The organism is Roseivivax sediminis (assembly GCF_900112685.1).
Lineage (GTDB): Bacteria > Pseudomonadota > Alphaproteobacteria > Rhodobacterales > Rhodobacteraceae > Roseivivax > Roseivivax sediminis.
Map to the genome: position 1 here is coordinate 1 of NZ_FOMS01000024.1, position 21,473 is coordinate 21,473.

General features: G+C 63.8%; 16 protein-coding genes. 5 read left to right on the forward strand and 11 right to left on the reverse strand.

The features are described 5' to 3' along the window. Positions 1-138 precede the first annotated feature (138 nt). The 11 genes from F3H57_RS21595 to F3H57_RS21645 all read right to left on the reverse strand — a co-directional run bounded on the left by F3H57_RS21595 (position 139) and on the right by F3H57_RS21645 (position 15,093). Entirely contained in the window at positions 139-1,503 is a 1,365-nt protein-coding gene (locus tag F3H57_RS21595; RefSeq protein ID WP_223163195.1) for a TrkH family potassium uptake protein, read from the reverse strand. 61 nt (positions 1,504-1,564) lie between these two features. Continuing rightward, positions 1,565-2,245, reverse strand: a complete 681-nt coding sequence (locus tag F3H57_RS21600) for a response regulator (protein ID WP_149758938.1) — start codon at positions 2,243-2,245, stop codon at positions 1,565-1,567. Then, positions 2,245-4,926 (reverse strand): sensor histidine kinase, encoded by a 2,682-nt coding sequence (locus F3H57_RS21605; RefSeq protein ID WP_149758940.1) that lies wholly within the window; start codon positions 4,924-4,926, stop codon positions 2,245-2,247. Before F3H57_RS21605 ends, F3H57_RS21600 begins: the two co-directional genes overlap by 1 nt. Further along, positions 4,923-5,495, reverse strand: coding sequence for a potassium-transporting ATPase subunit KdpC (gene kdpC, locus F3H57_RS21610; protein ID WP_149758941.1), 573 nt, complete (start codon positions 5,493-5,495; stop codon positions 4,923-4,925). Before kdpC ends, F3H57_RS21605 begins: the two co-directional genes overlap by 4 nt. A 10-nt stretch (positions 5,496-5,505) precedes the next feature. Beyond that, entirely contained in the window at positions 5,506-7,536 is a 2,031-nt protein-coding gene (kdpB, locus tag F3H57_RS21615) for a potassium-transporting ATPase subunit KdpB (RefSeq protein ID WP_149758943.1), read from the reverse strand. Positions 7,537-7,591: 55 nt separating this feature from the next. Beyond that, positions 7,592-9,295, reverse strand: a complete 1,704-nt coding sequence (kdpA, locus tag F3H57_RS21620) for a potassium-transporting ATPase subunit KdpA (RefSeq protein ID WP_149758945.1) — start codon at positions 9,293-9,295, stop codon at positions 7,592-7,594. Between the two features lie 9 nt (positions 9,296-9,304). Further along, complete coding sequence (gene kdpF / locus F3H57_RS23025) at positions 9,305-9,391, reverse strand: K(+)-transporting ATPase subunit F (protein ID WP_149758963.1); 87 nt, start codon at positions 9,389-9,391, stop codon at positions 9,305-9,307. Positions 9,392-9,829: 438 nt separating this feature from the next. Then, complete coding sequence (locus F3H57_RS21630; protein WP_149758947.1) at positions 9,830-12,304, reverse strand: S8 family peptidase; 2,475 nt, start codon at positions 12,302-12,304, stop codon at positions 9,830-9,832. A gap of 11 nt (positions 12,305-12,315) precedes the next feature. After that, positions 12,316-13,314 (reverse strand): AAA family ATPase, encoded by a 999-nt coding sequence (locus F3H57_RS21635; RefSeq protein WP_149758949.1) that lies wholly within the window; start codon positions 13,312-13,314, stop codon positions 12,316-12,318. Between the two features lie 214 nt (positions 13,315-13,528). Then, on the reverse strand, positions 13,529-13,894 hold the full coding sequence (locus F3H57_RS21640) for a nucleotidyltransferase domain-containing protein (protein WP_149758951.1): 366 nt from the start codon (positions 13,892-13,894) through the stop codon (positions 13,529-13,531). A gap of 80 nt (positions 13,895-13,974) precedes the next feature. After that, a complete protein-coding gene (locus tag F3H57_RS21645; RefSeq protein WP_149758953.1) occupies positions 13,975-15,093 on the reverse strand; it encodes an AAA family ATPase in 1,119 nt (372 codons plus the stop codon). Positions 15,094-15,832: 739 nt separating this feature from the next. Between F3H57_RS21645 and F3H57_RS21650 the strand changes: the two genes are divergently transcribed. From F3H57_RS21650 to F3H57_RS21670, 5 genes are all read left to right on the forward strand, one after another. Continuing rightward, a complete protein-coding gene (locus F3H57_RS21650; RefSeq protein WP_149758955.1) occupies positions 15,833-16,231 on the forward strand; it encodes an MbcA/ParS/Xre antitoxin family protein in 399 nt (132 codons plus the stop codon). A 637-nt stretch (positions 16,232-16,868) separates the two neighbouring features. Continuing rightward, positions 16,869-17,618, forward strand: a complete 750-nt coding sequence (locus F3H57_RS21655) for a PDDEXK family nuclease (protein WP_149758957.1) — start codon at positions 16,869-16,871, stop codon at positions 17,616-17,618. Further along, on the forward strand, positions 17,615-19,840 hold the full coding sequence (locus F3H57_RS21660) for a transposase family protein (RefSeq protein ID WP_149758959.1): 2,226 nt from the start codon (positions 17,615-17,617) through the stop codon (positions 19,838-19,840). The genes F3H57_RS21655 and F3H57_RS21660 overlap by 4 nt, the downstream gene beginning before the upstream one ends. Then, positions 19,837-20,781: an ATP-binding protein gene (locus F3H57_RS21665; RefSeq protein WP_149758961.1), complete on the forward strand. Its 945-nt coding sequence runs from the start codon at positions 19,837-19,839 to the stop codon at positions 20,779-20,781. Before F3H57_RS21660 ends, F3H57_RS21665 begins: the two co-directional genes overlap by 4 nt. Positions 20,782-21,209: 428 nt before the next feature. Next, on the forward strand, positions 21,210-21,473 hold a 264-nt coding region (locus tag F3H57_RS21670), incomplete at its 3' end, for a transposase (protein ID WP_188129793.1).

Below are 21,473 nucleotides of genomic sequence, written 5' to 3' on the forward strand. Positions count from 1 at the left end.
CTCGGCCCCATCATCGCCAGTTCTCCCATGCTTCAGGAGAATTGAATCAGCACCAGTGACGTCGCTCAAGCGGAGTTTTTCAACACCATCCGGACAAAGCCGACCTACTTCACCGAAGTGATCGCTCCAGATTTTGGGTCACGCAACCTCCCGCCAGAACGCTGGCACGAACAACACGTAGACCGTCAGCATTTCGAGTCGCCCGGCATACATCCCGAACGATAGCATCCATTTCGCGCCATCCGGTAGCGACGCGAAATTCCCGGCCGGACCGATGATCTCGCCAATCCCGGGGCCGACGTTCGCGACCGCCGTCAGCGCTCCGCTGAGCGAGGTGGTCATGTCGAGCCCGAACAGGCTGAGCGCGACGGCAAGACCCATGACCGTGGCACCGTAGAAGGCGAAGAAGGTCATTACCCCGCTCATCACATCGGATTCTATGGTCCGCCCCTCGTAGCGGATCGGGAAGATCCCGTGCGGTTGGTGGATGCGGTGCATTTGCGCGTTGGTGCTTCGCAAGAACACAATCCACCGCATCATCTTCGCGCCTCCGGCGGTCGATCCGGTGCATCCCCCCATGGCGGTGAGGCAGACGAACCCCGCACCAGCGAAGGGACCCCAGGTCGTGTAGTCAGTGGTCGCGTAGCCGGTCGTGGTCACCACCGAGACGACGTTAAAGGCGACGAGACGTAGGGTCTCGAGGACAGCCGTTCCACCAGTGACGACGCGCCAGGCCGTCAGGAAGAGAATAACCGCGATCAGCGTCAGGAATAACGCCTGGACCTGCTCGCTGCGCACGGCCCCGCGGTTCAACACCCGGATATACCAGGCGAAGGGCAGTGCGCCGGCGAGCATGAACACCGTTCCCATCCATTGCAGATAGGCGCTCTCGAAGAGCCCGAAGGACGAGTCAGAGGTCGAATAGCCGCCTGTGGACACCGTCGTGAGCGCATGTGCGATCGCCTCAAATTCCGTCATGCCGCCAGAGATATAGACGAGCGTGCAGATCAAGGTCAGCGCCAGGTAGACCCAGATGGTCGCCGAGGCGAAGCGCGCCGCGCTGGCGAGCTCCTTTTCGCCTTTCTCCGAACTCTCGGTTTGGAAGAGCTGCATGCCCCCTACGCGCATGATCGGCAGGAGCGCGATGCCGGCGACGATGAAGCCGACGCCGCCGATCCACTGGAGCAGCGCGCGCCACAGGAGAATGCCGCGCTCGGTGTCGTCGAGGCCGCTCATGACGGTGGACCCGGTCGTGGTGATGCCGGACATCGCCTCGAAGAAGGCGTCGGTTACCGAGAGGTCCCAGAGCCACAGGGGAAACGCGCCGGCAGAGGCGGCGGTGATCCAGGAGGTGCCGGTGAGTAGGAAGGAATGCAATCGGTCCAAGCTGCCGCGCCTGTGCATGGTGCTGAGGCAGATGCATCCTCCGACGGTGAGGGTCAGGAGCGCCGCCTCGAGGAAAACGAAGCGGGTGGCCGGAAACATCAGGGCGATGGCCGCCATGAGGGAGCCCATGCCGAGCAGCAAAAGCCCGTTGATGAAGGCAACGAAGGACAAGGCGATCTCAAGCGTCGCGGAACCGGTATCCGATCCCCGGTTCGGTGAAGATCCAGGCCGGGTCCGCCGCGTCGTCGCCGAGCTTGCTGCGAAGCTGACGGATGAAGACACGCAGATACTGGCTGTCTTCAGCGTGGGCGGGGCCCCAGACGGTCTCAAGCGCCATGCGCTGCGTGACGAGGCGGCCGGCGTGGGAGGCGAGGAGCCAGAGCAGACCGAACTCCTTCGGCGTCAGGGAGAGTTGGTGCCCCTCGAGGCGGGCGGAATGGTCCCCGGCATCGAGGACGAGCCCCCCGATCTCGATCCGCGACAGGCTCTCGCGCTCCGCCCCCCGATCCCGGACGATGCCGCGCAGGCGGGCGAGGAGTTCCCGCGTCCCAAAAGGCTTGGTCACGTAGTCCTGGGCGCCGAGATCGAGCGCCTCGACCTTTTCGCCCTCGTCCGCCCGCACAGAGAGCACGAGAACCGGGATCTCAGACCAGCCGCGGATCTCGCGCAGAACGGCCTTTCCGTCCCGGTCGGGAAGACCGAGATCGAGGATGATGACATCGGGTGAGGCCGTCGCCGCTTTGGCGACCCCCTCACGCCCCGTCGACGCCTCGGAGACCATGTGCCCCTCCGCCTCGAGCGTGATCCGCAGGAAGCGCCGGATCTGGTGTTCGTCGTCGATGACAAGGATGCGGACCATCAGAGCTCCGGATTGGCAAGCGGCAGCCTGAGCACGATGGTCGTGCCGCTGCCGTCTGAGTTGGTGGCGTCCGCGCGGATGCGGCCGCCATGGGCTTCGACAATGCCGCGCGCGATGGCGAGGCCGAGGCCGGTCCCGGCCCGTTGCGCGTCGCCCGTGGTGACCCGGTAGAACATCTCGAAGACCCGGTGCCGGGCCTCTGCCGGTATGCCCGGTCCCTGGTCCGCGATAGCAAGCTCGATCGCCGGCCCGTCGACGCGCGCCAGGAGCCGGATCGTCGTCCCGTCGGGCGCATGCTTGGCCGCGTTGTCAAGCACGTTGACGAGGACCTGCTCGATCAGCACAGGGTCGACCTCGATCGCGGGCAAGGCGTCTGGAAAGACCATCTCGAACTGGTAGCGCGCCAGGTCGTTGCGCAGGCGGCGCCGGGCATTGCCGACGATCTCGGACAGATCCGCCGCGATGCGCCGGGGTGTGAGGGCGCCATGGCTCAGGCGCGTCATGTCGAGGAGGTTCTGGATGTAGCGGTCGAGTCGCTCGCCTTCCTCGCGGATCGTCTCGGCCAGCTCGTGGCGCATCTCGGGTGTGTAGCGGGTCCCGGTGTCGGCCAGAGAGGATGCGGCGCCGATGATGCTCACGAGCGGCGTGCGGAGATCGTGGCTGACGGAGGAGAGGAGCGCCGAGCGCAGGCGTTCCGTCTCCGACGAAAGCCGCGCCGCTTCCAGCGCATCGGTGAGATCGGTTCGTTCGAAGGCAAGGGCCAGCTGGCTCGCGAAGGCCTCGACCAGACGGCGATCCTCGGCTGTCATGGGGCGCTCCTCGCCGGAGCGCAGTCCGAGCACGGCGAGGGTGTCCTCGGCGGCGCGGACCGGCAGAAATAGCCACGGGCTCGAGGAGAGCGTATCGGTCCCGCGCCCCGATGGGTCTCCTTTCTCGAGCGTGTAGCGGCCTGCGGTCCGGTCGCGCATGTCGAGCGGGGCGGCTTCCGGCTCCGAGGCGATCGTATCGATCCGGGACCCGACGCGACGGAGCACGAGGGCCTCGAGCCCCATCGCCGCGGCAATCTGCTCGACCCCGGCACGGGCGACAGCCTCGGAGGAGGGCGCGACGGCAATGCGGCGCGCGAACTCGTGCAGGATCGTCGTGCGCTCGACGCTGTCGCGGAGCGCGATGGCGCGCGCCCGCAGGCGGGCCGCCAGGTTACCGGTGACGATAGAGGCCACGAGAAACAGCCCCAGCGTCACCAGTTCCGCCTCGCGCACGACCCGGAAGGTAAGACGCGGCTCGGTGAAGAAGAAGTTGTAGGCCACGAAGCCGAGCGCCGAGGCGGCGATCGAAGGGCCCAGCCCGTAGATCGAGGCGACGACGATGACCCCTGTCATGAAGACGAGCGACAGGGCCGTGACCGGAAGCACCGTTTCGAGCGCCATCGCCGCCATGCTGAAGGCCGCCATGACAAGCGTCGCACGAAGGTAGGCCCCGCTCTCTGCTTGCGGCCGCCAGCGTGGAAGACGGCGCTTGCTGGCTTCCTCCTTCTGTGGCGGGTCCGCGATCAGCGTAACCTCGAAATCCCGTGCCTGTGCAACCACGGCGCCCGCTACGTCCTCGTTGAAAAGGGTGGTTCCGGTCCGGCGTCCCCGGCCGCGGCCGAGAACGATGCGGCTGGCGTTGATCCGCCGGGCATGCTCCAGGACAGTGGCGGCTACGCTCTCCCCCTCGCGCAGCGTCGAGGTCTCAGCGCCGAGGCGCTCGGCGAGCCGGAGGGCGGATGCTAGGCGGTCGCGCTCCTCCTCGCTCTTGCGGTCGCCGCGATCCGTGGCGACATGCACGGCGGTCCAGCCGACCCGGGCGCGGTCCGCCATCCGCTTGCCCGCGCGCACCACATCGCGTGCGACGGGGCCGTCGTCGAGGCAGACGAGAATGCGTTCCTGCACGGGCCAGGGGCCGCTCGTCGCGGTGGAGCGCATGTGCCGCATGAGCTGCGCGTCGACGCGGTCGGCCGCGGCCCGCATCGCGAGCTCGCGAAGGGCCGTAAGGTTGCCCTTGGAAAAGAAGTTCTGCACGGCCCGTGCCGCTTGGTCCTGCACGTAGACCTTGCCCGCCCGCAGGCGCTCCAGAAGGTCCTCTGGCGGCAGGTCGATCAGCTCGATCTCGTCGGCCTGCTCCAGTAGCCGGTCCGGCACCGTCTCGCGCACCTTGACGCCCGAGATGCGCGCCACCCGGTCGTTCATCGTCTCGAGGTGCTGCACGTTGAGGGTGGTGTAGACGTCGATCCCGGCGGCAAGCACGTCCTCGACGTCCTGCCAGCGCTTCTCGTGCCGGCTGCCGGGCACGTTGGTGTGGGCGAGCTCGTCGATCAGGGCCAGGTCGGGACGGCGCTCGATCAGGCTCTCGAGATCCATCTCGTGCAGGATGCGCTCGCGGTAGAAATGCGCCCGCTTCGGCACGACCTCGAGACCAGCGAGCAGGGTCTCTGTCTCGAGGCGCCCATGCGTCTCAACCACCCCCGCGACAACATCGACGCCTTCGGCCGCCCGTCTCCGGGCGGCCTCCAGCATTGCGTAGGTCTTGCCGACGCCGGGTGCGGCGCCCAGGAAAACCTTGAATCTGCCGCGTCCCTCCCCGGAAGCCTCCTCGAGAAGGGCATCCGGATCGGGACGCGCCTCATTGATCTCGCTCACTCGGCACCTCCCGGGAAAGCTGCATCGAGAGCGAGATTGGCCTCGAGCACGTTCACATGGGCGGGGCCGAAGATGCCGAGCCAGGGCCCCGTGGTCGCCTCGTGTACGATCCGAAGGATCTCGTCCCGCGGCGCACCGCGGGCCTCGGTGACACGCGCGGCCTGCGCGTGGGCGTTCTCGAGCGAGATGTCCGGATCGAGGCCGCTTGCCGAGGCGGTCACCGCTTCCAGCGGGACATCGCTCTCGCCGGTGTCCCGGCGCCACGCTTCGGTGCGCTCCTCGACCGTCGCGAGGAGCTCGGCTGAGGTCGGACCAAGGTTCGAGGCGCCGGCCGAGGCGGCATCGAAGCCTATGGCGGAGGGCCTGGGATGAAAGTAGCTCGGTGACGAGAAGTCCTGGGCGATCAACTCCGAACCGATCACCGTTCCCTCCTGTTCGATCTGGCTGCCGTTGGCTCGGACCGGCATCGCGACTTGGGCGACTCCGGTGATCGCAAGCGGATAGGCGACACCGGTCAGGAGGGTCATCAGGGCGAGAGTCGCCAGGGCTGGACGGAAAAACGCAAGCATAACGATCACCTTACGCGAGGTTGAGGGCACCGACGACCAGGTCGATCGCCTTGATGCCGAGGAACGGGACGACCAGACCGCCGAGGCCATAGATCAGGAGATTGTTGCGCAGGAGCGCCGAGGCCGAGGCCGGCGAATAGCGCACTCCGCGCAGGGCCAGCGGGATCAGGGCAACGATCACCAGGGCGTTGAAGATCACCGCGGAGAGGATCGCGCTCTCGGGGCTCGAGAGACCCATAACGTTGAGCGCCGCGAGTCCGGGATAGGCTCCGAGGAAGAGCGCGGGAAGGATCGCGAAGTACTTCGCCGCATCGTTGGCGATCGAGAAGGTGGTGAGCGCGCCGCGGCTGATCAGCAGCTGCTTGCCGACCATGACGATCTCGATGAGCTTCGTGGGATCGCTGTCGAGGTCGATCAGGTTGCCGGCTTCCTTGGCCGCGGGCGTGCCCGAGTTCATCGCGACGCCCACGTCGGCCTGGGCCAGCGCCGGGGCGTCGTTCGAGCCGTCGCCGCACATCGCGACCAGACGGCCCTGCGCCTGTTCCTCGCGGATGCGCTCAAGCTTCGCCTCCGGCGTCGCCTCGGCCATGAAATCGTCGACGCCGGCCTCGGCCGCGATCGCCGCCGCGGTCAGCGGGTTGTCCCCGGTGATCATGACTGTGCGCACGCCCATCGCACGAAGCTCGACAAAGCGCTCCCGCACGCCCGGCTTGATGATGTCCTTGAGGTGGATGACGCCAAGGATCTGGGAATCCTGGCTCACAAGCAGCGGCGTGCCGCCGGAGCGGGCGATGTTCTCGATATTGCCCGCCAGGACCGGGGTGGGGTCGGTGCCGGTATGCTTGACGATGGCGTCCACGGCGCCCTTGCGGATCGTGGTGCCGTGCTCGACGTCGACGCCTGAAAGGCGTGTCTGGGCCGAGAAGGCGACATGCTCCTCGATCGCGATGCGGGGGATGTCGTCGCCAAGAACGCGTGTCGCGAGCTCGACGATCGACTTCCCCTCGGGCGTATCGTCAGCCTGAGAGGCGAGCCAGGCGGCCTGGGCCAGGCGCTTCTCGGTCACCCCCTGGGCCGGGAGAAATCCGTCGGCCATCCGGTTGCCGAAGGTGATGGTGCCGGTCTTGTCGAGAAGCAGCACGTCGACGTCGCCCGCCGCCTCGACCGCACGGCCCGACTTCGCGATCACGTTCGCCTTCACCAGCCGGTCCATGCCCGCGATGCCGATCGCCGCGAGGAGCCCGCCGATGGTCGTGGGGATTAGCGTCACGAAGAGCGCGGCGAGGAAGACGACCGGGATCGACGTGCCGGAATAGAGCGCGAAGGGTTCGAGCGTCACCACGACGAAGAGGAAGATGAGCGTGAGGCCCGTGAGCAGGATCGACAGGGCGATCTCGTTCGGGGTTTTCTGACGCTCGGCGCCTTCCACGAGCGCGATCATCTTGTCGAGGAAGCTCTTCCCCGGCTCGGCGGTAACCTTGAAGATCAGCCAGTCGGAGACGATCGTGGTGCCGCCAGTCACCGAGGAGCGATCTCCGCCAGCTTCCCGGATGACCGGGGCGCTCTCGCCGGTGATGGCGCTTTCGTTGACCGAGGCAACACCGGCGACGGCCTCGCCGTCGGTGGGGATGAGATCGCCCGCCTCGACCAGCACGAACTGGCCCTTCCGCAGCTCGGTCGAAGATACAGTGTCGGCGCTGCCGTGATCGGCGTCGGCGGAGGCGAGCCGCTTCACGCGTGTTTCCTGCCCGGTGGCGCGGAGCGAGTCGGCCCGCGCCTTGCCGCGCCCCTCGGCGAGCGCCTCGGCGAAGTTGGCGAAGAGCACGGTGATCCAGAGCCACAAGCTGATCTGGATCGCAACCGATCCGCCGGTACCTGCAACAAGGTCGCGCAGGGCGAGAAGTGTCGTCATGAGGGCGACCACCGCCGTGACGAAGATGACCGGGTTGCGCAGAAGCAGGCGGGGCGAGAGCTTGGCAATGCTCTGCCGCGCGGCGGTGGCATAGAGACCCCGAGGGGCGGCAGTTTCAGTGCGGGACATGTCAGTCATCCTTGGATGAAGGAAAGGCCCGGAGCCGGTAGCCCCGGGGCTCAGCTCAGAATCGCGTGCCGGCGGCGAGGCTCACCTGTTCGGCGAGCGGGCCAAGGGCCAGCGCCGGAAAGAAGGTGAGGCCACCGAGGATCAGCACGGTCACGATCAGCAGGACCACGAATAGGGGGCCGTGGGTCGGGAAGGTGCCCGCCGTTGGCGCAGCCGGAATCTTGGCCGCAAGCGCGCCGGCGATCCCGAGCATCGGCACAATGATCGCGTAGCGGCCGAGGAGCATGGCGAGGCCCTGGAGCGTGGTGTGGAACGGGTCCGCGGCGCCGAAGCCCGCGAAGGCCGAGCCGTTGTTGCCGGTGGCCGAGCCATAGGCGTAGAGCACTTCGGAGAGGCCGTGCGGGCCGGCGTCCTGCACCGCGGCAAGCGCCTGCGGAACGACAACCGACAGCGCGGCGAAGACGAGGATGCCGAGGGGCATCGACAGGAACGCCAGGACCGCGAGGCTCACCTCCTTCGCCTCGATCTTCTTGCCGAGATATTCAGGCGTGCGACCTACCATCAGTCCGGCGAGAAACACGGCCAGCACGACGTAGAGGAGCATCCCGTAAAGCCCGGCACCGACGCCGCCGAAGATCACCTCGCCGATCATCATGTTGAAGAGGAAGACGAGCCCCGAGAGCGGCATGAAGCTGTCGTGCATCGCGTTGACCGACCCGTTGGAGGCCGCGGTCGTGGCCGTGCCCCAGAGCGCGGAGAGGGTCGCGCCGAAGCGCATCTCCTTGCCTTCGAGGTTCGGCCCCGCGCTGCCGACGATCTGCGAGACGAGCGGATTGCCCGCGGCCTCGGACCAGGCGACGACCGCAAGCCCTGCAACGAACATCACCCCCATGGCCGCGAAGATCGCGATGCCCTGGCGGTGGTCGCCGACCATGCGGCCGAAGGTGAAGCAGAAGGCGACCGGGATCAGCAGGATGTAGAGGCTCTGGAGCATGTTTGAGAGCACTGTGGGGTTCTCGAACGGGTGCGCCGAGTTTACGCCGAAGTAACCGCCGCCATTGGTGCCGAGCTGTTTGATCGCGATCTGGCTCGCCGCCGGCCCCTGTGCAAGCACCTGCTCGACGCCTTCGAGCGTGGTCGCGGTGACATAGGATGAGAGGTTCTGGACCACGCCCTGGCTGACGAGGAGAAGCGCGCCGATCACCGCGAGCGGCAGCAGCACGTAGAGCACCGATCGCGTGAGGTCGGTCCAGAAGTTGCCGATCCGACCCTCTCCGCGGCAGGCGAAGCCGCGGATCACCGCGATGGCGACCGCCATGCCGGTGGCGGCCGAGACGAAGTTCTGCACCGTCAGGCCGACCATCTGGCTGAAATAGGAGAGCTGAACCTCACCCGAATAGGCCTGCCAGTTGGTGTTGGTGACGAAGCTCACCGCGGTGTTGAACGCGAGGTCGGGCGCCATGGGCGCTATACCGGCGGGGTTCCACGGCAGGAGGCCCTGGAGGCGCAGCACAGCATAGAGAAAGACGAAGCCCGCGGCGTTGAAGGCGAGCACCGCGACGGCATAGGCGCGCCACGACTGGCTTTCGTCGGCGCGGACGCTCGCGACGCGGTAGATCGCTTTCTCCACTGGCGCCAGCGCGGGCGTCAGAACGGTGCGCTCGCCGCGATAGAGACGGGCCATGTGACGGCCGAGCGGGACCGCCAGGGCGACGAGCGCGGTGAGGTAGAGAAGGACGGTGACGAGAACCGGCGTCATGGCCGCACCTCAGAACTTCTGCGGTCGCAGCAGGACCGCGACGAGATAGACGAGAAGCCCCGCCGCCACGGCGAGGCCCAAGACGATATCGAACATGGGAATGTCTCCTCAGAGCCGGGCTATGGCCGGGACGGCGGCCGCGAAGGCGCCGAACGAGAGGAGGCCAAGGCAAAGATACAGCAGGTCGGTCATCGCACGCTCCAATCTGGTGGATTGGCGGAATGTGCGCTCGTGGGCTGTAAAGCGGCTATATGGAAGATGGGCAGTAGGCGTAAGGACGGCGTAAAGATCGCCGCCGTTAGTCGTTGCAAGCTACAATGGTTCACGAATGTCGTGGAAGGGCTCAACGCCGCTATCCGTCGAGGCCTGCCTAAACGGCCGTGATTGCGGCAGTAGCAGACCTTGACCGTAGCAGGTTTGAAGGTCCGCTCGATCCACTATGCAAGACTAGAACTTAAGAGCGATCCGGCAGCGGTCGGCGGGTGGTGTGACTCAGCGATGGCCCGATACGTCCGAGTCATCACACACCGTTCGTTAATCGAATCCGATCTCAATCCCAGAGGCGTTTCGGACTGCTAGGTCCACTGGGGTGTGTAGGTCGACCTCAACCTCGTCGGTTTTCAGCGATACTACAAGCGCGTATCTTGCTTGGCGTTCGCAGGTCGTGACACCTGCCCGATTGCGCCACCACCCCCCAATCGGGCGCACGCAGATCGTGTCACGCGTCAGCAGGCTCGCCGCCGGACCTGTCCACACGTCGCAGTGAAGAGAGCCCGCGGAGATGCTGCTGGGGCCAAACAGCCAGTGATCGCCGTCCACGACGCCCGTGATACGTTCCCCCTCACTGCGTTCGGCCATGTTAACCCGCTTCGCGAACTCCCGTACGGATTCCCCACGCCGCCTCAAATCGAACCGAAGCCCGAAGGACTGGTATCGATAGGGATCGATCCCCGCAGAGATCCCTGGATTGGGTTCAATGAAGTACGACAGGGTGATCTTCAGCTCGACATCGGCGTCTCCGAGCCGCTCGAGGGCCTCCCTCGGCCAAGGGAGTGGATAGAAGTGGCACTCTTTGAAGCCCCGTGCGGGGCGAGCGCGGTATGGCTGGATCGCCGCCTGGGAGACCAGGGCGACGTGGTTCGTCGCCGAGGCGTTCGCACGCTCGAAATCCGCCACTCCATACCCATAGCGGCGCAAAAGCGCGGCCGTCTCACGAAGCCCTTCCGCCCTGTCAAATGCGGCCCGCATGGGTGGTGTCCATTCCGCGCCGTGGACCATCAGCGCCCGGACTGTCTCCGGCCAATAGTCAGGATGAGCAGCCATTAGCCGCGCCGCCATGCGCGCTGCACTCGCCGTGGCCGCGCTCGTCGCACGGAATGGGATTAAGGGCTGTCGGTCCGTGTCGGGACCTGTCGACAGCAGTCCGAGCGAGTCTGCGTTCAGCACGTCTGTGCCGGACGGGCTGAGCGCCCGGTTGCCCGCTTCCATCAGGAGGTCTGGCTTGAAGGGCGACTTGCGCGCCCAAGAGGTCGACGTGCGGGTATGAGGGCTCAAATCTCCCGCCTCTGCGAGAGGCCGGTAGCCTGCGAACGCGGCTTCCGTGATCTCGATCTTGTCGGTGTATCCGCCGACGGTCAGTACGTTCCAAGCCTGCGCCGGGTCCTCGATTGGTATGTGGTCAGCGTCGACAAGCCGGTCACGTTCGATGTGGTTCGGCGCGTTCCCGGTAGACGTCACGATCAACCGCCGCGGTGTTCCCTCATCGCCGATCATCACGCCTGCGGCCGCCTGATCGAGTGCCGCGCTCCAGGTCGTTGGGCGCGCGCCCGACATCTTGTCGTTGGTCACCGCCATGCAGAAGACGCGCGCGCGCGTAGGTCTTTCGATCTCGGGAATGACAATGGCCGACTGCGTTACCGGGCCGTAAAATCGCTCTTCGGTCTTCGAATGCCCGGGCGGCGGGAGAATCTTCACCGACTCCAAGCGATGCTGCAGGTTCCGCGCGTCCATGCTCGCCAAATGCGTCGTCAGATCGCCATGGAGCGCCAAGCCGGCCATTCCCGTTCCGTGGCCGGCTCCAGTGTCGTTCACTCCCCAGCTTGCATTGACGGCGTGCAGCTCGCCTGACGAGACTGCCGGCTCGAGCAGATCGTGTGCCCGATTGACTCCGGTGTCCAAGAGGCAGACCGCGGGCGCATCACTTCCGGGCCATACGATCCGTTCTGCAAGTTCCCGGGACCAGCCGATTTGCTCGTCGCGGTCGGAGTCGAGAAAAACTGTCGGCGCATCGCTAGCGCGCCGCAACTCTGTGATCGCGAAACGCGAGAACAGCATAAGTTCAATCGTCACGCGATCAGTCAGGACAGGGACTACGACGGTTTCGGGAAAATAGAGGCGATGGTCCCGAGCGGCTGCGCGCGCGTCCAAGCGGTTGACCAGCGCGTCGAGTTCTACCTCCGCGCTGCGCACGCACCAGACCTCCCACCAGATCCGCTCGGTCGGATCTTCCGGTAGGCGAGCGTCGTCATCCGTCCAGAAGGTCTCGAACCGAGCGCGCCGAACTTGCTCGATCGGCTCGACGAAACCTTTCCGCTGCGGTTCCCCGGCCGGCGTCAGCGGGCCGGTCGCGTAGTCGCGAAGAATTTGATCGAGCACCGGCCGCGCCTCGTTCGGGACGAAGAGACCGACGGTCCGTCGGTCATCATTCTCCACGCGCGCTGCAGTTGGCGTCACTCCGTCCCTTTTGCGCTCCATCGCCTCCACTGGCGTGCCCCGTGCCAGTTCGAGTTCCAGGAACACGCCTGCGACGGGATCGACTCGATCGTCCTGAGGGCGTTCGCGATCAAAGGCTTCAAAGGCTGCCGCCAAGTCTCCCCGTAGTCGCCCACCATGCGCGGCTCGCGCGCGCGGCGTTCCTCCACCGCTCAGATCCTGACGGGGTGCGGTGAAGTTGCGGCGCGTAAAGCGGGCGCTGATGTCGATATGCTGGCGATCGTATCGGGATGGCATGAATATGGCGATCAGTCGTCGTTTGGCGCGAATGCCTCACGCATGGCCTGCCGTTCCGCCAGGCGCCGCACCACGTCCTCAGTTCGCAAGACATCTCGCTCATCCAAGATCGCAGTCTTCACCGCGTCCTCGGCCGCGCGGACGATCTCGGATTGACTGAGGCCATTCGCGGCAGCCGCGACCTGCTTCCAAGCGAGGCGTGGGTAGCGGAGCGGCCGAAGGTTTGCGCTGACGATCTTCCGGATTTCGTTGTCGGTCGGTGGCCGGAACTCTAGGATGGTGTCGAAGCGCCTCAGGAGCGCGCGGTCGAGGAGCTCAGGGTGGTTCGTGGCGCCGATCAGCACGCTGTCGACGCTGGTCGGCTCTTCCATAAACTGCAGAAACGAGTTGAGCACCCGGCGCATCTCGGCCACGTCGTTGGTCGCTGCCCTGCGCGCACCGACCGCGTCGAACTCGTCGAAGAGGTATACGCCGCGTCGCTGCGCGCTCTCGTCGAAAATCGTGCGGAGTTTGGCGGCTGTCTCCCCCATGAACCGAGTGATGAGCCCTTCGAGACGAATGACGTAGAGAGGGAGCTTCAACTCACCGGCCATGGCCTCAGCGGTCATGGTCTTGCCCGATCCAGGCGGGCCGACGAACAGTACCCGGCGGCTGGGTGTCTTGCCGTGCTCACGTAGCCAGTCCCGCCGGCTCTGCTGACGCACGAGGTCGTCGAGGCGATCCCGAATGGCTTCGTCGAGCACGACATCGCCAAGACGGTAACGCGCATCGCGATGGTCTAGGAGATCTGCCAGATCGCCCCGCGGCGTTGAAAACGGAATGGGGACTGTCTGGCCGCGACCGCCAGCGGCACGGGCCGCATCTACGGCGGCCCTCAGCTCCTCGGCGGTCGCCCGATGTCCTTGGCGCGCCTCAGAAGCTGCCACCTGTAGGGCGATGGAATAGAAGAGCTCGTCGTCGCCCTCGGCGCGGCTCTTAAGCATCGCCAATATCTGCTTCGAGTTCGACACCGTCCCACCTGTTCCTCGCATTGAGAGACTTGAACGCTTCGGGCCACCTCGGATTTGGGCACCTCCCGTCCCAGCGTTCGGTCCCCGTTCTCACAGATGCATGTGCCATAGTCGAGACATTTCGCCGGAGCCGGCTTGGCCCTTGGATGGCGTGAACGCCACTCCGTCTTGGTATTTGACCCATGCCCTTCGTTCGGCTGAGTGCGGTTCTGTTCTAATCTTGCTCTGTGGCGCGCATCGCCGTGTAGATCCGCACCCCCTCGCACGCTACGCAGTAGGAGAGGGTATTCACTACTGACCGAGCCCCAAGAAAATCTTGGCGGCGTACTGCAAAGAGGTCGGCATGCGCCCTGGACTGCCGACGAAGCCTAAAGAGCGTCATCGGATGTTCGGCCTCCAGTGGTGCGGTGTCGGGCAAGACGGCCAGTAGGTCGTAGTCGCTATCCTCGCGATGATCCCCGCGCGCCCTGCTGCCGAACAGGTAGACTTCGAGCGCGCCTAACTCTGTCCTGCAAAGTTCGACGAGGCGCTCGACCTCCGGGGCAAGTTCGGGCTGCCCATGTTGTGGCTGCTGCTTCATCGATGTCCTCCTGCGTGTTCACCGGTCAGAGGCAATCACTCTCAGGGCCGAGTGGGCAGCGGATCACGGCGGCGTTTGCTTCAATGCAGGAGGAGCCCCGGTGGCCGGGAGACGTCCTCGAGAATGCGTCGAATGATCCGCAGGCTCATCTTGCCGCGCGCCGCGGTACGCGTGACCTCCCTCCGCACCACTGAAAGCGTCTCCGCGTCGAGCTGCGGGAAGTCTCGCGCCATGGCGTCGACCATCATCCCGGCCACGCCTGGCGTCACCTCGGGCATGAGGAAGACGCGGCAGCGGTCGCGAAGGACCGCAGGGATGTCCTCCAGCACATTCGCCGTCAGGACCCAATTCACCCGCGACAGGTCGAAGGTCACTCGAAGAGAGGGGCACTCGAAGACCTTCGCTGTCGAGGGCTCCAGAAACGTTAGAAGGGCCGTGATCAGCGAGCTCGGGCTGCCCTTGGCCAAGTAGATAGTGCCCGCCTTGTCGATCTCGTCGACCACCATCACAGGGTTGGCGACCTTGCGATCGAGTACGGTTTCGGTCGGGACGCCGCTCTGGCGGCTGGACCAGCCCTTCTCGGTGCCGGCCACCCGGTGCGCCGAGGTACCGGAGCCGACGTCGATCTGGCGGACAGGTGTGCCGGCCAGCTCGCCGAGCTTGCGGGCGTAGTGTGACTTGCCGCAGCCTGGCGGGCCGACCAGGATCATCGGCGGCAGCGTGAGCCCGGAGAGCCCGGAATTAGCCGCCGAGCGCATGGCCCTCGTGAGGAACGTGCCGATATCGGACATCCAGGGACTCTCGGCATGCAGCGCCGCTGCCAGCTCGTCGGCGTGATGCTCTGTGCGAGGGCCATGGAGCACAGCTCCATCGCGGGCGAGGCGTTTGACCTGCAGGAGGTCCTCGTGCTCCAGCCGCGAGAGGCCCAGTTCGGCCGCGCGCCGCCGGTAGGCGGTCTTGCCGAGGATCATCCCACGACGATGTTCCAAGCCTTGGAGCTCAACCCGTTCCGGGTCGAGATTGCGCTTCAGCTTCAGCACGAAGGCCTGGAAGCGGGCGACGTAGTCCTCCTCGGAGGCCATGTTGAGTTCGGGCAAGAGGACCGGGTAGCGTGCCGGAATGAGGCTGTGCCAGCCAAAAGTCCGTGGTTCGATCAGCGACGGGTCTTCGGCGCGTGGGGTGATGCTGTGGTCGTACATGTCGTGCTCCGAGACGAGGGGGCGGTTGCACGAGGCTGCCGTGGAGCGTGGCGCTCCGGGATCGTTCGAACAGGTCTGGCAGGGAAGCCGAAACGGCCGCACGGATCATCCGCAGCCCCGGGCGTCGGGGTCAGTAGGTATTGGATACCTGGCGTATGAGGCGGCGTACGGTCACGAGGAGGTCCTTTCGACGCCTTGAGCTAGGCCGATCCGAGACAGCGGGTCAAGCGCAATTGCCCGGCGTCTTTATCGAAAAGGCAAACCGGCTTCGCGGCTTTCAAATTTCGCAAATGCGAATGTTGACGGAAGTACAGGCAGGGCTTTGGGATGCCTGAGCCGGGCGGATCTTTTCGCATAATTACGCTGTAGGGACGGCGGCACGCCTCGGTCGCGATCATCCCGCCTGCGGCAGGAAATGATAGGATGATCCGCCTGAAAGCGCTTGGATGGGCAACAGGAAAGACGACGAGTAGTCGTCCGATTCGAGAGCCATCGAGCGGTTAGGTGGAATGCCGGTACTTCACGCCCAAGTTGGCGGGCAGCGCGTCCAGGCCAGTTGGAGTGTCGTTAGCAACGATGCGCAACCGCGCCGGCAAGTTTGCTGGGCCGACTGGGCTGGTGTCGTTCCAAGCACCGATCGCGCTCGGATGATCACGAAATCGGCGAGCCACTGTCGGTCCCACTACGCAGGCCGCAGGGAACTCCCAGGACCAAGCAAACGTCACGAGGAACCGCATGCATGACGTATGAGGCCAACCCCAATGGCGTCCCGGCTACGCTGTCTGAAGAAGAGGCACATGCGGCAACCCGCACCACCTTCCGTCTGTTCGAAGTTTGGGAACTCTCGAAGGATGAGAGCCGCGAAGTGCTCGGGGGGCTCACCACGCGAGATTATGAAGCTTTACGGGAAGGCAACTACGCCCCGACAACGGGTGACCTTGCCAGGCGACTGGGCCTCCTGCTTGGCATCCATCGGTGTCTGCGGCTGATGTTTCGGACGGCTGCTCGGAGAAAGAGGTGGATCCGCGCTCCGAACCAGGCATTGGGCGGCGAGACAGCGCTTGCCCTCATGTCTCAGCCCGAGATCTCCGGCATGGCGAAGCTCTCCGCCTATCTCCATGCCGAGGTCTATGGCTGATGCACATCTTCGGCAGCGACGATGCACGTCCTTCGTATCGCTCGTCGCTCCCTAGCCGTGACAACACGGACCGGTGCCGGGCAGTAGCCGAGCCAGTCCTTTCTGGAGCTTGCGTGTCGGAAGCCGCCGCGGGGTCCGGGTACATCGCTCAGAAGACATACCTTGTGGCCGTGCGTCATGCGGTTGGCCCTGCGGGACGGTTAAAGGCGCGCTTGAAGGCGATTCGCTTCGCCGTTTCCGAAGTAGTTTGCGCGAAAGTTGCAAAGAAATTTTTCGGCCGAATTCCCTCCGTCCACATGAACGCCGCGTAACTCTGCGAAGATCCGGCCCTTCAAATTTTCGCATGAATTTTCTCGGCTTAATCCACATCTGTGTGTTGCTCCCCCTCTTTGTTTTTTCACGGCGTCGGTGAATCATGCTCAGGAGACGGGCGCCAACCGGGCACCCGCCAGAGACATGAGGAGCTGACCAGAAAAAAGGCGCGCTCAGCGAGCGCGCCCGTAGTTGAAATCCGACCGGTGCGGCCGATTCCGTCAAGAGGACACTAGACCCGGACCACGGGCGTCCGCAACTCCGCGACCGGTCATAGAGAGAGACAGGAAACTCGGAATCTGTCGATTCCGGGAACAGAGAAGTCATGACCGACGACATGATCATCGAACACGACGAGTGGCCCTACAGTCCGAAGCGACTTCCGCGCCAGGCGAAGATCCAGATTCCGGGTGGCCATGGTGTACTCCCGGCGCGCGCCGTCCGGAACACGCTGTCCGTCAGCTCCAGCACGCAGAAGACCGTCGTGATGTCACGAACCGAGGCCAACGATTACCGCCCGGAGGTGGGCTACTGTGACAGCGCCGCGGAGGCCGCCGTGGCGCACGAGGTGCTAGTGAGCCCGAACACCTATGACGTGGAGTTCCAGCCCTTCACGCTCCCCATCACTCTGGAGGGGAAGGACAGGGAGCACACGATGGATCTTCGGGTTACCCTGAGGAACGGCGAGCGGCGTGCGATCTTCGTGCGAAACCGCCGAAGCCTAATGAAGGCCCGCACGCAGGCGGAGATCGATGCGATCAGGCGCGCGCTTGGACCCGAGCATCGGGATCGCTTCATGGTCGTCGACGCGGACGACTTTTCGCGCGCGCGGCGGGAAAATCTGAGCCGCATGTACGACCTGGTTTTCAGACCCGACAAGGCGGCGGATGAACTGGTCGAGGAGGCGGCTTACGGTCTCGGCACTCTCTGGCTCCTGAGGGATCTGGTCGCGGTCCTCGACCTGCAGCCGGCGCGGGTCTGGCAGTCCGCCATGCGGCTGATCGCGCGGGGACGACTGCTGGCCGACCTCGATGCGGTCTTCTGCCACTACTCGAGAGTTTGGCTGCCCCAATGACGATTAAACCGCATTACGTCGTCCCGCGGGGAAGCGAGGTCTATGACGCGGGCCGCGTTCTCCGAGTGGTCGGATACTGGGAAGATGGGCTGTCGCTGGTCGATGAACAAACTGGTGACACCGAGCGCTGGACCTATGACGCTTTCGACGCGCGCCGGAAGTCTGCGAGCTTTTCCCTGATCGCTCCTCAGTCTGGTCGGCAGGGCCGCTCGAACGAATGCATGAGGTACCGTTACGTCGAAGAACTACCGCAGAAGCTGCAGGAACAGGCCGACTTCCGGCAAGCACTTTGCCGTGGTGTCGAGAGCCTCGTCGCATCGGGAATTAAGCCCACAGAAGGTCAACTCAACAAGGCGGAAAACAGGAAGAAGATCCGGCTTGTTGCATCCGCCTATTTCGAGCCGTTACGCAAAACCACCAGGGGCGGCGGCAAATCCACACAATGGGGCATGCCGCGCGGTAGGAGCCTTAAGAAATACTGGCAGAAATGGAACGACAGCGGCCGTGATCCTCTGTCACTACCAGACGCTGACTGGCGCAAGGGAAACACTGAGGCGCGGGTTCCTCACAGAGTTCGCTTGCTAATGGATCAAGCGTCTGAAATCTACCTTGATCGGAAGAGATCCACCTATGCGCTAGCACACCGAGAACTTGCCGTTCTTGTGCGAAATGAAAATCGCAAATACCAAATCGAAAGTGCCGAGCTCTTACAAGTTCCAAGCGCAACTACACTAGCGAAGCATATCAATGAACGCACCCTGAAGAACGGGATCGCCACCGCACGGGATGGTGAGAAACTTACCAACAACCGTAGAGCCTCCGGCGCCACTGACATTCGAGCTCTTATGGTCGGGGAGAGAATTGAGATCGACGAGGTAAAGCTTTCGGTTATCACGCCGATCAAACGTGCCGGGCGCTGGCAGGCTCTCTCGAACACGCACAAGGAGAAGCTAGAGGAGATCGAGGAAGAAGTCCGAAAGCGTCTTATCCTCGTCGTCGCCATCGACGTCGCGTCGCGAATGCCGCTTGGGTGGGTGCTTACGGAAAACGTCGGTGCTGAAGCGACTATCGAACTTTTCCGAATGATCACCAGAGATAAAACCCGTGAGAAGGTGATTTACGGTTGCAAGAGCGACCCCATGCCTGCCGTTGGAGTGAACAACATTGTTGGAGATAATGGGTCCGGCCTCCGTAACGCAGTTACAAAAGCGGCTGGAAGCGGAATCTCTAGAAATATGATTGACGGTCGGGCCTACGCGAGCGGCGACAAGCCTTACGTGGAAGCCGTTATTGGCACCTCGGAAAGTCAACTTATCCAGTGGCTGCCGGGGTACACGGGACGTGATCCGAACCATCTGACGGATTACGATTCAATGAAAAACGGCATCATCGATCCACAGCAGCTCTACGCGCTAATCAGCCGGTACTTTATCGACGTCTACCCAAATCAAAAACATCACGGGGTGGGGATGTTCGGCCGAACTCCGAAGTCTGTCGCGGAATTCCAGAATGAGCACTATGGCTGTCTTCCTGCACCGGACCCTATCACCCGGCGTATCCACCTAGGGCACAAAATTGAGGCCAAGCCGTCGGCTCAAGGCGTAAAGGCGTATGACCTTCCCTATCAAGCGATCTGGACTACCGATGATGCTGCGGCCGACGGCGTGGCCGGTGATGGCCTGATCGACTTGCGCGAATTCACATCCGAGAAGGTTAGTATCTACATCGACCCCGATCACCTGCGTTACGCTACGATTATCGTCCCCGGTCAGGCCGGACCGTTCGTGGCCGAGCTGACAATCACAGCGTTCCGCGACCTGTCGCTCGCGGAGTATTTAGGGGTGCTGGAGGAGTATTGCCGTATGCATCCCGACGCGGAGCAGTTGGCGGCGGAGACAATGCTTTCAGCGATTAGCGATATGCGGAAGCAAATTCATGAAGCCGTCAGAGAGAAGGGAACTCCGCGTAGCTTCATGACCATTGAAGAGGCCAACGCCAAGGCCCGAGCCTTCACGGCCGGACGGAATTTTGGTGACCGCGGATCTATTCCGGGCTGCGTGCCACCTGGCTCGATCTGTGGCGATCTTCCCGATGTCGAGGAGGCTGTTGCCGGCGATGAGCCAAGCGCCCAGGTGAATGGCGGACACTATGACGAGCACCGGGACGACACCCCTGACAACGAGACGTTTTCTCGCCCGAACACGAAAGGAAAGCTGACATGAGTTTCATCGATGCGGAGCAGCTCACCGCGAGGACGGGGTTAGTGGGAGGCCACTATTCCCTTGAGCGCCAGGATCGACTGCGCAGCCAGTTCACCGCGGTGCTCGAAGACTACTGGGTGCGCGCGAAACGAGGGGAGCAGTTCGAGGCGAAAGGCCTCCTGGTGACCGGCGCTAGTCGGGTGGGGAAATCGACCGAAATCCGGAAACTCATCCGGGACTTCAACGATAGTGAAACCCTGCTGCCCGACGGCAAACAGGCCTTCATCGCGTCCTGCGTGCTGGACGGCAAATGTACCTGGAAGGATCTCGGGCGGCGCACGCTCGAGGCCCTGAACTACCCGCTGGAAGCTCGGCGTACCCAATCCGAGATTTGGTCGCGGGTTGCATACCAAATGGAGGAGCAGGGGGTGATCGCGCTGCACTATGATGAGTGTCAGCACGTGTTTCCCAAAAAACCGAATGCGAACACTGAGACCATCCTGGACAGCTTCAAATCGCTCCTGAAGAATGCGACCTGGCCCGTCATCCTCATCATGAGCGGGGTCGATGATCTTCGCCACGAGGTAGAGCGCGAGGAGCAACTGGCACGCTTGCTGAGGCCGGTGAGGTTCAATAACATCGATCCCGTCGAGGATCTGGAAGAAATCAACACGATCTGCTTCACATATTTCGATGAAGCTGGGCTCGAGTTTCAGCACCTGGCCGGCCGCGAATTCAGCAAACGGCTGGCGTTCGCGGCGTCGCATCGTTGGGGGCTCGTGATCGAGCTTGTCCTAGACGTCTGCCGGCAGGTCAGCCGCGCTGGCCGAAAACGGGTCGAACTCGAAGATTTCGTAGAGGTTTTCGTCGAACGGACGAACTTCACTGAGACCTTCAATCCGTTCGTCTGGAAAGACTATCAGCGTGATTTCGACCCGGAGTTTTTAGCGAGTCGAAGCTAGCCCCGAGAAGTGCTGACCTCGATTCAGACGACCATGAGAGCTCGGTCCTGACCTGCACCTCGGTGCAGGTCTTTTTTTGTGAGAGCGGCAGCTTCGCTCTTCCTCTCCACCCCCTTCTCCAAGTTCGCACGCTTTCGGTATCGCTTCGCACACTTCTGGTTTTGATTCGCGCTTCATAGATCGTAACCTGCTGATAACAAATGGTTTATCGGCGGGGCCGTGGCGCGCCTCTTAATATTCTCGCACTCTTTTGGTTTGCTGAGTGCTGCACAGTCAGAAAAACCAAAAGAGTGCGCAAACGACGCCAAAAGGCTGCGCAAGCTCTGTCAAGCCGTTTTGTCAGCGTTTGTTCTAGGTTCGCACGGCTTTGTTGGGCAAAGGCGGGGTGAGGGATTCATCTCGTGAATCCAGCGTGGTAGCTGGTCTGCATGAGCAGACCTACGCCGCCGAGCTACAAGACCAGGAACTGGCCGGCCTACAACGAAGCGCTGAAGCAGCGTGGCTCCCTGACGATCTGGTTCGATCCCGACATGGTCTGGGTGCCGCCACCGACCGGCAAGCAAGGCAGGCAGCCGCAGTATAGCGATGCCGCGATCCAGACGTGCCTGACGATGAAAGTCCTCTTCGGTATGGCCCTCCGGCAGACGACCGGGTTCGTGGAGAGCCTGCTCCGCCTGGTCGGCCTCGACTGG